Source organism: Micromonospora sp. NPDC005252, from assembly GCF_042872475.1.
GTDB lineage: Bacteria > Actinomycetota > Actinomycetes > Mycobacteriales > Micromonosporaceae > Micromonospora.
Genome location: NZ_JBIAKN010000007.1, coordinates 310581 through 325330, shown reverse-complemented (window position 1 = coordinate 325330; position 14750 = coordinate 310581). Strand labels below are relative to the sequence as shown.

The 14750-nt window shown below is 72.9% G+C and carries 13 protein-coding genes; 5 read left to right on the top strand and 8 right to left on the bottom strand.

Annotation, left to right across the window (positions count from 1 at the left end; translation table 11 throughout):
- Positions 1-13: 13 nt before the first annotated feature.
- Positions 14-1420 (bottom strand): cellulase family glycosylhydrolase, encoded by a 1407-nt coding sequence (locus ACFYPH_RS21750; RefSeq protein ID WP_387184151.1) that lies wholly within the window; start codon positions 1418-1420, stop codon positions 14-16.
- A 377-nt stretch (positions 1421-1797) separates the two neighbouring features.
- On the opposite strand from ACFYPH_RS21750, the gene ACFYPH_RS21745 reads away from it, so the two are divergent.
- A complete protein-coding gene (locus ACFYPH_RS21745; protein WP_355139284.1) occupies positions 1798-2760 on the top strand; it encodes a TIGR03557 family F420-dependent LLM class oxidoreductase in 963 nt (320 codons plus the stop codon).
- A complete protein-coding gene (locus ACFYPH_RS21740; protein WP_354855418.1) occupies positions 2757-3596 on the top strand; it encodes an alpha/beta hydrolase in 840 nt (279 codons plus the stop codon). Before ACFYPH_RS21745 ends, ACFYPH_RS21740 begins: the two co-directional genes overlap by 4 nt.
- Before the next feature lie 132 nt (positions 3597-3728).
- Here the strand turns inward: ACFYPH_RS21740 and ACFYPH_RS21735 are convergent, their stop codons facing one another.
- The 7 genes from ACFYPH_RS21735 to ACFYPH_RS21705 all read right to left on the bottom strand — a co-directional run bounded on the left by ACFYPH_RS21735 (position 3729) and on the right by ACFYPH_RS21705 (position 10169).
- The gene (locus tag ACFYPH_RS21735; RefSeq protein ID WP_355063838.1) at positions 3729-4847 is read right to left on the bottom strand and encodes a hypothetical protein; all 1119 of its coding nucleotides are present in this window, start codon (positions 4845-4847) and stop codon (positions 3729-3731) included.
- Between the two features lie 47 nt (positions 4848-4894).
- Entirely contained in the window at positions 4895-5683 is a 789-nt protein-coding gene (locus tag ACFYPH_RS21730) for an endonuclease/exonuclease/phosphatase family protein (protein WP_387184148.1), read from the bottom strand.
- Between the two features lie 17 nt (positions 5684-5700).
- Positions 5701-7191, bottom strand: a complete 1491-nt coding sequence (locus ACFYPH_RS21725) for a phosphatase PAP2 family protein (protein WP_354855421.1) — start codon at positions 7189-7191, stop codon at positions 5701-5703.
- A 71-nt stretch (positions 7192-7262) separates the two neighbouring features.
- Positions 7263-8264 carry a YihY/virulence factor BrkB family protein gene (locus ACFYPH_RS21720; RefSeq protein ID WP_387184145.1) on the bottom strand — a complete coding sequence of 334 codons (1002 nt, stop codon included), beginning with the start codon at positions 8262-8264 and terminating at the stop codon, positions 7263-7265.
- Complete coding sequence (locus tag ACFYPH_RS21715; RefSeq protein ID WP_387184142.1) at positions 8257-9261, bottom strand: diacylglycerol/lipid kinase family protein; 1005 nt, start codon at positions 9259-9261, stop codon at positions 8257-8259. The genes ACFYPH_RS21720 and ACFYPH_RS21715 overlap by 8 nt, the downstream gene beginning before the upstream one ends.
- 93 nt (positions 9262-9354) lie before the next feature.
- Positions 9355-9933 carry a Clp protease N-terminal domain-containing protein gene (locus ACFYPH_RS21710; RefSeq protein ID WP_355139272.1) on the bottom strand — a complete coding sequence of 193 codons (579 nt, stop codon included), beginning with the start codon at positions 9931-9933 and terminating at the stop codon, positions 9355-9357.
- Entirely contained in the window at positions 9933-10169 is a 237-nt protein-coding gene (locus ACFYPH_RS21705; protein WP_007457155.1) for an HTH domain-containing protein, read from the bottom strand. Before ACFYPH_RS21705 ends, ACFYPH_RS21710 begins: the two co-directional genes overlap by 1 nt.
- A 193-nt stretch (positions 10170-10362) precedes the next feature.
- On the opposite strand from ACFYPH_RS21705, the gene ACFYPH_RS21700 reads away from it, so the two are divergent.
- The 3 genes from ACFYPH_RS21700 (at position 10363) to ACFYPH_RS21690 (ending at position 14540) form a co-directional block, all read left to right on the top strand.
- Entirely contained in the window at positions 10363-11223 is an 861-nt protein-coding gene (locus tag ACFYPH_RS21700) for a universal stress protein (RefSeq protein WP_354855424.1), read from the top strand.
- Between the two features lie 67 nt (positions 11224-11290).
- Complete coding sequence (locus tag ACFYPH_RS21695) at positions 11291-13684, top strand: phosphoketolase (RefSeq protein ID WP_387184138.1); 2394 nt, start codon at positions 11291-11293, stop codon at positions 13682-13684.
- 10 nt (positions 13685-13694) lie between these two features.
- On the top strand, positions 13695-14540 hold the full coding sequence (locus tag ACFYPH_RS21690; protein WP_354855426.1) for a universal stress protein: 846 nt from the start codon (positions 13695-13697) through the stop codon (positions 14538-14540).
- Positions 14541-14750 lie beyond the last annotated feature (210 nt).

Here is a 14750-nt window from a genome sequence, read left to right as displayed (position 1 = left end):
CACCTGGCGTCGGTCAGCTTGCCGTGCAGCTCACCTCCGGCTTGGGGTTGGTGCCGGTCCAGCTGCCGATGAAGCCGAAGCTGGCGCTGGCGCCGGCAGCCAGCCGGCCGTTGTAGTCCACGTTGCGCGCGGTCACCGTGGATCCGCTGCTGGTCACCGTCGCGTTCCAGGCCTGGGTGACGCTCTGACCGCTGGCGAGGGTCCACCGGGCGGTCCAACCGGTGATCGCGCTCGTGCCGGCGGTCACCCGCACCTCGCCCTGGAAGCCACCCTGCCACTGGTTGAGCACCGTGTACGTCGCCGTGCAGCCACCGGCGGGCGGTGGAGTGGTCGGAGGCGGCGTGGTGGGCGGCGGGGTCGTCGGCGGAGGCGTGGTCGGCGGAGGCGTCGTGGGCGGGGGCGTCGTGGGCGGGGGCGTGGTCGGCGGCGGGGTGCCGCCGAAGACGCTTGCCTCGCGGGCGGTCTGCCGGATGCCGTTGGCGCCGTTGAAGACCCGCTGCCCCCAGCTGGTCAGGTTGGCCGGGTTGAACGCGGTGGCCATGTCGAGGTACTCCACGCCGCCCCCGTTGCCGCTCCACGACCAGCCCAGCCAGCCGATCCCGTTGGCCTGGCTGTACGCGAGGATGGTGTCCTCGTCCGGGTCACCGTCGGAGTGGTTGAAGCCGAACTCACCGACCACGATGGGCAGCCCGGCCGCCCGGAAACGGCCCAGGTAGTCAGTGATCTCGGCGGCGGTGTCGAAGACGCCGTACATGTGAATGGAGAAGACCGTGTTGCGGGCCGGGTCCGCCGCGAAGACCGCGGCGGCGTTGTCGCGCATGGTGAACGACCAGTCCTGCCCCCAGTTCGGGGCGTCCACCATGATCGTGTGGGTCAGCCCACCGGCCCGCAGTCGCTTGATCGCGTTGGCGTTGTCGGTGGCCCACGAGGAGTAGTTCTGGTTGCCGTACGGCTCGTTGCCGATGTTGACGATGACGTACCGTTCCTGGCCGACCAGCACATCCTTCAGGCTGAGCCAGTAGTCGACGGCGCGGTCCAGCGTGATCGCGCCGCTCTGCTCGCCGTAGCCGGTGGTGTCGTGCACCTCCAGTACGCAGATCAGCCGGTTGGCCTTGCACAGCGAGATGACGTTGGCGACGTCGGCGTTGGTGTTGCGGGTCCACCGGTCGCCACTGGCGAGCACCACCCGCACGGTGTTCGCGCCGAGTGCCTTGACGTTCGCGAACGTGCTGGTCTGCTGCGGATACCAGGTGTGGGCGTGGTTCACCCCACGCATGATGAATTGGGCGCCGTTGGCGTCGTACAGCTTGCCGCCCGCGACGGAGAAGCCGGCCGCGGCGTGCGCCGGCTGGCTGAACGCCAGCACGGCGAGGAGCAACGCGAGCAGGGCCGAGCCGGCGGCGGAGAGTCGAGTCTTCATGGCCTTCCTCAGGGAGGACCCCCGGTGCCCGACAGGGGTGGGACGTGACAGGGGAAGGCGGCTGCAGCCCGACAGCCGCCGCCCGGCTCCCGGCGACGCTCGCATCAGCCTAGGGCGATGGATCAGCCCTAGCAACCGGTTCAGTAGCCTGGTCAGGGACGCGGACAGCCGTAACGGCCCGCGTGGAAGCGGGCCGTCACGGGGCAATCATCCCCACCACAGGATGTGCGCCAGACCGTAGGTCTTAACCGGTTAAGACGACCGTAGGCCGGTCGCTGGCATCCGTCAAGCATCGGCCGTCCGAACCGGACGAGAGGGTTGACGGCCGCTGACCTGGGTATCTCGGGACGAACCGTCGGCGAGAAGGAGATACCCGGATGGTGAGCGTCGGCTACACCCTGATGTGCGAGCAGGCCGGTCCGAAGCAGCTGGTGGACCACGCGGTGCGGGCCGAGGCGGCCGGCTTCGACCAACTGGTGATCTCTGATCACTACTATCCCTGGCTCGACGCCCAGGGCCACTCCCCGTACGCCTGGTCGGTGCTCGGCGCGGTCGCGCACGCCACCTCCCGCGCGGAGCTGATGTCCTTCGTGACCTGCCCGATCCGCCGCTACCACCCGGCCGTGGTCGCGCAGAAGGCCGGCACCATCGGGGCGCTCTCGGACGGGCGGTTCACCCTCGGCCTGGGCGCCGGGGAGAACCTCAACGAGCATGTCGTCGGCGGCTGGCCGCACGTGCAGCAGCGCCACGAGATGTTCGAGGAGGCGCTGCAGATCATCCGGCCGCTGCTCAACGGTGAGACGTTGACCTTCTCCGGCAACCACTTCGACGTGCCCGACGCCTACGTCTGGGACCGCCCCGAGCGGCCGGTGCCGATGGCCATCGCCGCCTCCGGCCGGCAGTCCGCCACCCTGGCGGCCGAGTACGGCAACGGCCTCGTCTCCACCGAGCCCGACCGGCACATCATCGAGATGTACGACGACGCCGGTGGCGTCGGCCAGCCCCGCTACGGGCAGGTGGCCATCTGCTACGGCCCGGACGAGGCCGAGTGCCGCAAGACCGTGCACGACCAGTTCCGCTGGTTCGGAATGGGTTGGAAGGTCAACGCCGACCTGCCCGACCCGGACGCCTTCGCCGCCGCCACCCAGTTCGTGCGCGAGGAGGACGTCGCCGAGGGCATCTCCTGCGGCCCGGACGTGGACGCGCACGTCGAGGCGTTCCGCAAGTTCGTCGACGCCGGCTTCACGCACGTGGCGATCATCCAGGTCGGCGGCGAGAGCCAGCCGATGTTCCTGGACTGGGCACAGGAGCAGCTGCTGCCCCGGCTGCGCCAACTGTGAGGCTGACGCCCGCCGGCCGCTTCGGGCCGGCCGAGCTGCGGCTCGCCATCGCCGCGCCTCGGCCGGCCGCCGGCTTGACAAGCGAGTGGCGGCTCGTCGACGGGCTGCGTACCCACACCCGGCGTGGCCCGGACCCCGGCACCGGCAACCCGCCCGTGGTCCTGGTGCACGGCCTGGCGGTCTCGCACCGCTACCTCACCCCGCTGGCCGTCGCGCTCGCCCAAACCCATCCGGTGTACGTGCCGGACCTGCCCGGCTTCGGCCTGACCGCGCACCCCCACGGCGCGTACGACGTGCGCCGGCACGCCGCACACCTGGCCGCCTGGCTGGCGGCGTACCGGTTGCCGCCGGTCTGCCTGCTCGGGCATTCGTTCGGCGCCGAGGTGGCCGCCGCGCTCGCGGCGACCCACCCGGAGGCGGTACGCGCGCTGGTGCTGGCCGGGCCGACCGCCGACCCGGCCGGCCGGTCCCGCCGGGCCCAGTTCGGCCGGTGGCTGGTGGACACCCTGCACGAGTCGCCGTTGCAGGCGCCGATCCTGCTCCGGGACGTCTGGAACGCGCGACCCTGGCGGGTCCTGGCGACGTTGTCGCACTCGGTCCGCAACACGATCGAGGCGGACCTGGTCCGGATCACGGCGCCGACGCTTGTCGTCACCGGCGCGCGGGATCCCGTCGCGCCGGCCGCCTGGCGGACCCAGGTGGCCCGGCTGGTCCCGGACGCCGATCTGGTGGTCGTTCCCCGGGCCGCACACAACGTGGCCACCACGGCTCCGACGGCGGTCGCCGACGCGATCCGCCACCTGCTCACCCCGCAGCCCGCACTCACGGACAGGTGAAACCCATGCGTTTCGGTAACACAGAGATCCGCCCGCTCGGTGGTGGCCTGGGCTGCCTCCTGATGATCCTCTTCTCGATCCTGGCCTCGGTGGTGCTGACCGTGCTGCTCAACCTCGTGCTCTGAGGCGTCGTCAGCGGCGCAGACCCAGTGCGCTCAGCACTTCCCGGGACGCCACCCGGGCCGGGTCGAGCACCGCGCGGCGGGTCCACCGGGCCGCCGGCGTGATGGTCGCCCGCCAGACCGCTCGCAGGCTGCGCGCCGCCGGCACGACCGTCACCGACCAGACCCAGCGGATGCCCGACAGCAGCGGACGTACGGTGTGCCGCCACAGCCAGCGCAGCCCCAGCCCGACCGGGCGCAGCAGCAGTCGGTAGACCCACCGCAGCAGCCAGCCGGCGGTCTGCCACGCTCCCACCAGCGCGGCCACGACCAGCCGGCCGAACCCCGCGACGAGCCACCAGACTCCCCGCGCCAGGCCGACCACGACCCACCAGAATCCCCGCGCCAGCGCGACGAGCGCGGTGCCCAACGCCCCGGCGAGCACGGCGACGCCGCGCCACAGCAGCCGTCCGGCGGGGGCGAGCGTCGCGCCCAGCCAGCGCAGCGGCCGCACGATGAGGTGCTCGGCGAGCCAGACCAGCACGCGTCCCAGGGCCACCAGAGGCGGGCGCAGCCCATGGTGGGCCAGCCACACCAGCGGCGACCAGAGCACCGTGCGGACCGTCCAAGCGAGGGCGTACCCCAGCCACACCAGTGGCAACCACACGAGGGTGCGGGCCACCCACGCGACACCCCGCCCCAACCACACCAGTGGCAACCACACGAGAGTGCGGGCCACCCACGCGACACCCCGGGCCAGCCACACCAGGGGCACCCAGACGAGATTGCGGGCCGCCCAGCGCAGGGGACGCCACAGTAGACGGTCGGCGCACCACAGCAGCGGACGCCAGAGCAGCCGGTCCAGGGCCCAGACCAACGGGGCCACCAGCCAGTCGCGCAGGAACCGTCCCACCGGGGTGAGCAGGTACCGGCGCAGCAGCCGGCCGGCAGCCGCGATCAGCTCCCAGAGCAGGCGTACCGGCAGCACGAAGACCAGCGCGACACCGCGCGCGACGGCCGCGACCAGCGGGAGCGCGACGGCGGCCGGCTCCGCCGTGCGGACAGCCGACGGGGCTCGGGCCGCGAGCATCACCGGGGGCGCGGCCGGGTTGTCGGCGGGCGGCGCGGGGAGCGGTGGTTGGTCGGTCACGGTGGGCACGGTAGCCCGGCGACGCCATCGGCCAGGGCCCCGCGCGGTCACAGGTCGATGGTGGCCAGCAGTGGATAGTGGTCGGAGGCCGTGTCCGCTGTTGCACCACGGATCACCTGGCAGCCACGCACCCGCTCGGCCACCGCGCGGCTGCCGAAGAGGTAGTCCAGCCGCATGCCGGCGAATTCGGCCCCGCCGAAGCGGGTGGGCACGGTGAGACCGTCGGCCTCCGGCGCTCGGACGTTGGACGACGGCCACAGGTCGACGAGGTTGGCGGCGAGCAGGCGGGCGATCGCGCGGGTGTCCACGGCGCCACCGCCCCGGCGCACATGCCGCCGCCGGTAGAGGGCGTTCAGGCCGGCCAGGCGAGCGGTGTGGTCGACCGTCGGGTCGAGCGAGTTGAGGTCGCCGGCGAGCAGCGTCAGCGGCCCCGGGGCGTGGCGCAGCGCCGCCACCAGCCAGTCGACCTCCATCCGTCGGCGTCCGCCGGAGTACGGGTAGAGGTGGGTGCCGAGCACGGTGAGCGGGCCGGCCGAGGTGGACACCACGACGCGGGCGGCGGCGTGGTGGAACGGCCGGCGCAGCGCCCCCGCGGCGAGAACCCGGTACGGCGGCCGGACCAGCACCGCCACCGGCTGCCCGAAGCAGGACCGGGCCAGGTGGGGCGTCATCCCCACCCGGCCCGCCACCGTGGCCATCAACCCGTCCCGGTCGAAGCCGCGCAGCTCCTGCAGGGCCAACACGTCCGGCCTCTGCTGGTCGATGACCTGAACCACCTGATCCAGCCGGTCGGAGCCACCGCGGTCCCGGCCGCCGGTGCGGATGTTCCAGGTCATCACCCGCACGGCAGCGCTCAGTCGGCTCGGCCGGCGCGCGCCAGCTCGTCGTCGAGGGTGTCCACGTCGTCGGACTCGATGGCCGGCTGGTTGCCCTCCGTCAGGTCGGCGTTCGGGCGGATCACGAGGTAGAGCAGCGCGATCCAGAGCGCGGAGAGCAGGATCGCGCCCATGAAGTCGGTCGGGTGGTGCATCCCCCGGTACATCCGCGAGGTCGCCACCCCGGCCGGCATGATCACGGCCAACGCCACGAAGACCCACCGCCACCAGCGGTCGGTACGCGGGAACACGATGAGGGTGATCGCCAGCCAGACGCAGATCGTCGCCGCGATGTGCCCGGACGGGAAGGAGGAGGTGGGCATCTGCCCGTCCAGGTTCTCCACCGGGGGCCGTGGCCGGTCGACCGCACGCGCCGAGGCGAGGAAGAGGGTCAGCTCACCGACCATCGCCAGCGCCACGAACAGCACGGGCCGCCACCGCCGCCACACCGCGAGCACCAGCGGGCAGAACACCAGCGAGATGAGCAGGATCGCGTGGGTGTCACCGAACTTGCTCCACCACCAGCTCACCTCGGTCAGCATGTCGGTGTGCCGGGCGGCGAACCAGCGGGGAACCTCGGTGTCGAGGGTGTCGAAGAAGGTGCCCTTGGCGTGATAGCTGACGTACGTGCCGAAGCCGTACAGCGCGCCGAACACCAGCACCCAGCCGACCAGCAGCTCGGCCACCGCCGAGCGGGGGTGCGCCAGCACGTGCTCCTCGGCCGGGGCGGGGGCGATCTCGTGCCCGGCCTCCGGCTCCAGCCCCTCGCTCAGCGGCGGCACCGGCCGGCCGCGCTCGCGCCGCCACAGCCGGAAGGCGTACGCGGTCACGCCCAGCCACGTGGCGCCGAGCAGCCAGCCGGCCAGCACGTCGGAGACGAAGTGCACGCCCAGCGCGATCCGGGTCAGCCCGATCAGCGCCACCAGCACACCGACGCCGACGATCGCGGGCTTGCGCCAGCGCGGTGCCATCGCCGGCAGGAACACCAGCAGCAGCGCCCCGTACGCGACGAACGAGCCCAGCGCGTGCCCGCTCGGGAAGCTGTTGCCGGGTGCGCTGGCGACCGGGATGTCCACCACCGGGCGGAGCCGGCCGACGAGGGTCTTGAGCGACGGGTCGAGGATCAGCCCACCGACCCCGGTGATGATCAGGTAGACGGCCAGCCGGGGCTGCCGTCGGATCAGCAGCCCGACCACCGCGATGGTGACCAGCCAGATGAGGATCGGCCGGCCGCCCAGGTCGGTCACCGCCTGAAGCACGGTGACCAGCGGGTGGTGCGGGGCGACGAGCGAGTTGAACCACTCGGCGACCGCGTGGTCGGCGTCCTGCAACGGGCTCCACCGCACCCGCACGAGCAACAACAACAGCCCGAAGGCCACGCCGGCACCGGTGACGGCCACCAGGCCGGCGATGCTCCGTTCGGCGAAGTGACCGATCGGACGTCGAGCCACCTCTTTGACCGCGGTCACCCCGCACCTCCCTTGTTGTACCTGGCGAGGCGCTGTACCCGATCCGGGTCAGGCGTACACCCGGGCGCCGCTCAGAGCGCCGTCATGTCCCCGGTGTCGAGCAGCTCGGCGCGGTCGGTCTTGGGCTCCCACAGGTCGGGCTGCGCCGGCTCCTCCACACCGATGCGCAGCGCCTCCAACTGGGCTGCGAAGGCCAGCCCACCGAAGAGCGCCATGCCGGTCAGGTTGGCCCAGAGCAGGAGCGCCACCATGCCGGTCAGCGCGCCGTAGGTCTGGCCGAAGCCGTCGCTGAACCGCACGTACGCGGCGAGCAGCAGGCTGGCCAGCCACCACAGGGCCGTGGCGATGCCCGCGCCGAAGAAGAGCCAGGACAGGCCGGGTTGGTTGCGGCGTGGCGCGTGCCGGAACAGCACGGCCACGGCGAGCACGGTCAGCCCGAGGCTCAGCGGGAAGCGGACCACGTCCCAGATGCTGGTGGCGACCTCGCCCCACTCGTAGTGCTTGCGTACCGAGTCGCCCATCGCCCCGCCGCCGACGAGGATCAGGAAGCCGGCCAGCGCGGGCAGGCCGGCGGTGACGGCCAGGATGGCCGCCCGCAGGTATTTCGGCAGGGCCGGGCGATCCCGTTCGACCCCGTAGATGCGGTTGGCGCCCCGCTCGATCTGGGCCATCGTGGTGGTCAGCGCGACCAGCCCGGTGAGCAGACCGAGGGTGAGCGCCAGCTCACCGGCGTCCTCGACGCGTTCGCCCTCGCCGAGCAGCTCGCCGACCACCTGCGCGCTCTGGCCCGGGGTGAGCGCCAGCACGGTGTCGGCGACCACCTGGCCGCCCTCCTCGACACCCAGCTTGCTGATCAGACCGGTGAGGGCGATCAGGAACGGCACCACGGCGAGGCAGAGCTGCAACGCGAAGGCGCGGGAGTGGCTGAACCCGTCGCCGTAGCGGAACCGGATGAACGCGTCGCGCAGCAGGTGCCAGCCGCCCTTGCGGCGCAGTGTGTGCCAGGCGTCGTCGGCCGACAGCTCCTCGTTGGCCATCAGCCGGGTCTCCGGCACGATCCGGGTGCTACTCACGGCGCGCTTCCTCGATCAGCTGCTCGCCCCGCTCCCCGGCGCCCTGCGCGTCGACGGCCAGGTCGGGGGCGTCCTCGGGTTGCGGGACGCAGAGCCAGAGCGCCTGCGGTCGGATCTCGGCGTGCAGCCGCCGACCGGGGGCGATGAGGTCGCCGTCGAGCTCCCGCGGCTGCGCCCGGTCGCTGCTGACCACCACCGTCCGGCCGCGGAAGACCTCCATCTGCGGCACCTGGCCGCTGCGGCGGATCACCGCCCAGCCGAGGGCCAGCCAGTGCCGCAGGTTGCGCGGGGTGAGCACGGCGACGTCGAGCCAGCCGTCGTCCGGCTCGGCCTCGGTGAGCAGGCGGACCCCGCCCTGGAGCCGGCCGACGTTGGCGATCAGCACCGAGCGTGCCCGGCGGCGCACCGGCGGGCGGTCGTCGATGCGGATCTGCACCCGCATCGGCCGGTCCCGCAGGTGCCGCACGGCACCCATGACGTACGCCGGCCAGCCGATGCGGGCCTTGGTGGTCTCGTTGGTGGCGGCGAGCATCTGGGCGTCGAAGCCCATGCCGGCCATGACGGTGAAGTACTGGTCCTCCACCGCGCCGACGTCGAGCAGCCGCCGACCGCGTTCGACGGCGACCTGGAGCCCCGCCGCGAGGTCGGTGGAGAGGCCGAGGTTGGCGGCGAGCAGGTTGCCGGTGCCCTGCGGCAGCACGGCGAGGGCCACGTCGGTGCCGACGAGCCCGCTGACGCAGGACATCACGGTGCCGTCGCCGCCGCAGGCGAAGACCAGGTCGACGCCGGCCTTGACGGCCTGCTCGGTCTGGCCGCGGCCGGGATCGTCGACGGTGGTCTCGAACCACTGCGGCTCGGGCCAGCCGGCGGCGCTCAGGGCGTCGTTCACGGTACGGCGCAGCTCGTCGAGATCGTCAACCTTGGCCGGGTTCACCACCACGGCGGAGCGCAGCCCGCCGTCGCCACCCGAGGGGCGCCTGTCCTGTCCAGCATCCACGGCGCAAGTGTGCAGCACCGGGCCGCCTTCAGCGACCCGATGACCGGCCGGCGTCGGAAGTGCCACAGACAGGTTTCAACGCGTACGCGTGCGTCACGCCGCCGTCCGCAGCGCGGTCTCCACCCGTCGGCGCAGATCGTCGAGGTCGACGCCCGCTTCGGTGAGCACCAGCGCGCCCAGCCCCTGGCCCTCGCGCAGCACCCCGAGCAGGATGTGCTCGGTGCCGATGTGCTTGTGACGCAGCCGCAGCGCCTCGCGCAGCGACAGCTCCAGCGCCTTCTTCGACCGGGGCGAGAACGGCCCGCCGAGGTAGCGTCGACGCCGCCAGCGGCGGCGCGGCGCCGGGACGGCCTCGCGCAGCGCGTCGGGGCCGAAGGACTGCTCGATGCGGGCCACGATGGCGGCCAGGTCGATGCCGATCTCGCGCAGCGCCGCCGCGTCCGCGTCGCCGAGGCCAGCGCCTCCGCCGCTGGTGTGCCGCCGGACCCGCTCGCGCAGGTCGTCGGCGCGCACCCCGGCGTCGGTGAGCACCCGGCTGGCCAGGCCGGCCTCGTCGGCGAGCAGGGCGAGCAGCAGGTGCTCGGTGCCGACCGGCCGCTGACCCTCGGCCCGCGCCTCCTCCAGCGCCTGCCGCACCACGCCGCGCGCCCGCTCGGTGAACCGTTCGAACATCACGCCTCCCAGGATGAGTTGACCGCCGGTCGCCCAGCGTGTTTCTTGTGCACCGCCTGCCGGCTGACCTCGAGCGCGTCGGCGATCTCCTGCCAGGACCAGCCCTGTCGACGGGCGTTGTCCACCTGGACCACCTCGAGTCGCTCGAGCAGCCGGCGCAGCGCGCGGACGGCGCGCAGCCCGACCCGGGGGTCGGTGCTGCCGGCTGCCGCCGCGAGTTCCGTCGCCTGACTCATGCCGTCAACATACGTTGACACCACCACCGCTGTCAACCTTTGTTGACGTCCGGTCGCGTCGCCCCCCCGATGCGCGGACCACCGCAGGCCCGTCGGCGCGGCCCGAACCGGCCCGCCGCCGCGTCCACCCGACTACCCTCAGTCAGGAGACAGCGCGGTCGTGCCGGGCGCGACGCCCGGGAGGTGATATCGGATGGCGGTATCCGCCGACGCGGAGGTGCTGGTCGGCCTCGGCTCGGACGGTGACCTTCCGGTCGTGGAGCAGGCCGCGCAGGAGGCCGCCGGGCACGGCCGACCGCTGCACGTCGTGCACACCTTCGACTGGCACGCGGCCTTCGAGGCGGCGACCGTCGCCGCGCCGCGGAACGAGGCCGAGAACCTGATCACCCGGGCCGCCCAGCTCGCCCACCAGGTCGAACCCGGTCTGACCGTACGCGCCGAGATCGTCGAGAGCGGCCTGCTTCCCACCCTCATCCGCCGGTCCGAGACGGCCTTCCTGCTGGCGGTCGGCGACAGCGGAATGGCCGGCAGCGGCCAGTGCGTCCCGGCCGAGACGTCCGCCGTGCAGTTGGCCGCGCGAGCCAACTGCCCGCTGCTGGTGGTCCGCCGCGAACCGCCGCCGCAGGGCCCGGTCCTGGTCGGGGTGGACGGCTCGCCCAGCTCACACCTCGCCCTGCGGTGGGCCGTGGACTGCGCACGCAGGCGCGACGCCCGCCTCGTGGCGCTGCGGGTGGCGGAGAGCAACGAGGACACCCACGCGGTCGCCGAGCAGCTCAGCGAGGCCCTGGCCCGCCACACCGACCGCCACAGCGGGGTGCCCACCGAGTGCCGGGTCGCCCGCGGCGACCCCGGGCAGGTGCTCGTCGACACGTCCCGGTCGGCCCAGCTGGCGGTGGTCGCCGCCCGGGGCGACGAACCGGGACGAGCCATGCTCGGCGCGGTCGCCCAGTCCCTGCTCTACCACTCCCCCGCCCCGGTGGTCGTCGTACGCGGCCTGGCCGAGATGCCGCTCACCGAGCCCGACGCCCGCCCGACCCGGGACCAACGGCCCTGACCGGCCGCGTCGGCGGCGGCGAGGCTGGACGCCGGACACCCGCCCCCTACCCGCGAGAGGCAGCACCATGGACATCGCTCTCGACGTGCAGCGCGCACTCACCGACGAGGAGCTGCGCCGGCTGGACGCCTACTGGCGTGCCGCGAACTACCTCACCGTCGGGCAGATCTACCTGCTGGGCAACCCCCTGCTGCGCGAGCCGCTGACCCCCGACGACATCAAGCCACGGCTGCTCGGACACTGGGGCACCAGCCCCGGACTCAACCTGATCTACGCGCACCTCAACCGGGTGATCGTCGCCCGCGACCTGAACGCGATGCTGGTCACCGGCCCCGGGCACGGCGGCCCGGCCATCGTGGCCAACACGTGGCTGGAGGGCACCTGGTCGGAGCGCTACCACGACGTGGCGCGCGACGAGGCCGGGATGGCCCGGCTGTTCCGGCAGTTCTCCTTCCCCGGCGGCATTCCCAGCCACGTCGCGGCGGACGTGCCGGGCTCGATCCACGAGGGCGGCGAGCTCGGGTACGCCCTGAGCCACGCCTACGGCGCCGCGTTCGACCACCCGGACCTCGTGGTGGCCTGCGTGGTCGGCGACGGTGAGGCGGAGACCGGGCCGCTGGCCGGCAGCTGGCTCTCCAGCGTCTTTTTGAATCCGGCCCGCGACGGCGCGGTGCTGCCCATCCTGCACCTCAACGGCTACAAGATCGCCAACCCGGCCGTGCTGTCCCGGATCCCCGAGTCCGATCTGCTCGACATCATGCGGGGTTCGGGCTACCAGCCGTACGTGGTGTCCGGCGACGACCCGGCCGTGGTGCACCGCACGCTCGCCGCGACGATGGACCGGGCGCTGGACGAGATCGCCGAGACCCAGCGGCGGGCCCGTTCCGGCGGTGTCGTCGAACGCCCCCGCTGGCCGATGATCGTGCTGCGGACGCCGAAGGGCTGGACGGGCCCGCGCGAGGTCGACGGCACCCAGGTGGAGGGCACGTACCGCGCACACCAGGTGCCACTGTCGGGCGTCCGCGACAACCCCGCCCACCTGGCCGAACTGGAGCACTGGCTGCGCAGCTACCGGCCGGAGGAGCTGTTCGACGCCACCGGCGCTCCGGTCGACGAGCTGCGCACGCTGCCGCCACGCGGTGACCGACGGATGAGCGCCAACCCGGTCACCAACGGCGGAGTGGTCCTGCGCGACCTGACCCTGCCCAACTTCCGCGACTACGGCCTGGACGTCCGGGAGCCGGGCCAGCCGATGGCCGGCGCGACCGGGGTGCTCGGCCCGTGGATCCGCGACGTGATCACCGCCAACCCGCAGACGTTCCGACTGTTCGGCCCGGACGAGGTCGCGTCCAACCGGTTGGGCGCCGCCTTCGAGGTGACCGACCGGGCCTGGATCGCCGGCACGGTCCCCGGCGACGACCACCTCTCCCCCGACGGCCGGGTCATGGAGGTGCTCTCCGAGCACCTGTGCCAGGGTTGGCTGGAGGGTTACCTGCTGACCGGCCGGCACGGCGTTTTCACCAGCTACGAGGCGTTCATCCACATCGTCGACTCGATGGTCAACCAGCACGCCAAGTGGCTGAAGGTGACCCGGGCGATCCCCTGGCGGCAGCCCCTCGCCTCGCTCAACTACCTGCTGTCCAGTCACGTTTGGCGGCAGGACCACAACGGTTTCTCGCACCAGGACCCCGGCTTCATCGACCACGTGGTCAACAAGAAGGCCGAGGTGGTGCGGGTCTACCTGCCGCCGGACGCCAACACGCTGCTCGCCACGATGGACCACTGCCTGCGCAGCCGGCACTACATCAACGTGGTGGTGGCCGGCAAGCAGGCCGCGCCGAACTGGTTGACGATGACGGAGGCGATCCAGCACACCCGGCGTGGCCTGGGCATCTGGGAGTGGGCCAGCAACGACGGCGGCAGCGAGCCGGACGTCATCCTGGCCTGCTGCGGTGACGTGCCCACCCTGGAGACGCTGGCCGCCACCGAGCTGCTGCGCGAGCACCTGCCGGAGCTGAAGGTGCGGCTGGTCAACGTGGTCGACCTGATGCGCCTGCAGCCGGACACCGAACACCCGCACGGCCTGCCCGACAAGGAGTTCGACACCATCTTCACCGCGGACCGGCCCGTCATCTTCGCCTACCACGGCTACCCGTGGCTGATCCACCGGCTGACCTACCGCCGCTCCAACCATGGCAACCTGCACGTGCGCGGCTACAAGGAGGAGGGCACCACCACCACCCCGTTCGACATGGTGATGCTCAACGACCTGGACCGCTTCCACCTGGTCATCGACGTCATCGACCGGGTGCCCGGCCTCGGCGCCCGCGCCGCGCACCTGCGCCAGGACATGGTCGACGCCCGGCAGGCCGCCCGCGACTACACCCGCGAACACGGCGAGGACGACCCCCGGGTCGCCGAGTGGCGCTGGGTCCGCGAGACCGACCCGACCAACCCCTGAGGAGGACGACGTGCGGGACGCGGAGATCCTGGTCGGCTACGACGGCTCCACCGACGCGTCGGTGGCCCTGGACTGGGCGCTGGCCGAGGCCGAGCGCAGCGGCCAGCCGGTGCGGCTGGCGTACGTCTTCGAGTGGCTGACGGTGGCCAGTTGGGTCGGTCCGGGCGTGGCGCCCGGCGTCTGGCCGGACGACACCGCCCGGAGACAGGCGGACGACCTGGTTCGCAAGGCCGCGGCGGACGCCGCCGCCGCGCACCCCGGCCTGACGGTCACCGGCGAGGTGTACGACGGGCCGCCGGCCCTGGTGTTGCAGGAGCGCTCCGCCGACGCGGGGCTGCTGGTACTCGGCAGCCGCGGCCACGGAGGGTTCGGCGGGCTGCTGGCCGGGTCGACGGCGGTGGCGGTCGCCGCGCACGCGCACTGCCCGGTCGTGGTGGTCCGTGACGGGACCGCCAGCGGACCGGAAGCCCCGGTGGCGGTCGGTGTGGACGGTTCGGAGCCGTCGCTGGTGGCGCTCGGGTTCGCGGTCGAGCGGGCCGCCCAACGCCGGGTGCCGCTGCGCGTGCTGCACGCCTGGACCCCCGGCCCCGAGGCGGCGGCCGGGACGCCCGACGAGCAGGCCGCCGTCGAGGAGGCGCTGGAGCCGTGGCGGCGGACGTTCCCCGAGCTGGACATCACGCTCGACCTCGTCGCGGGCAGCCCGGCGGGGACGCTCATCGAGTCGAGCCGGTCCGCGCAGTTGGTGGTGGTCGGCAGTCGGGGCCGGGGTGGGCTGGCCGGGATGCTGCTCGGCTCGGTCAGCCAGCAGCTGATCCAGCACGCCGGCTGCCCGGTCGCGGTCGTCCGGGAACGCTGAGGCCGCGCCCGCTCGACTGCCCGCGTCGGCGGGTGGCGCGACAGCAGCGCGTCCCGGTGGCTCGGCGCATTCGCCGGCACCCGAGCCGGCCGCCGGTCAAGGCACCAGGTGGGCGCAACGACCCGCCGATTCGGGACCTGCGGCCCCTGCCCGGCGTCCGGGATTGCCCCACGATGGAGCGGCAACACACCGCGCGACAGCGCCAGGTGA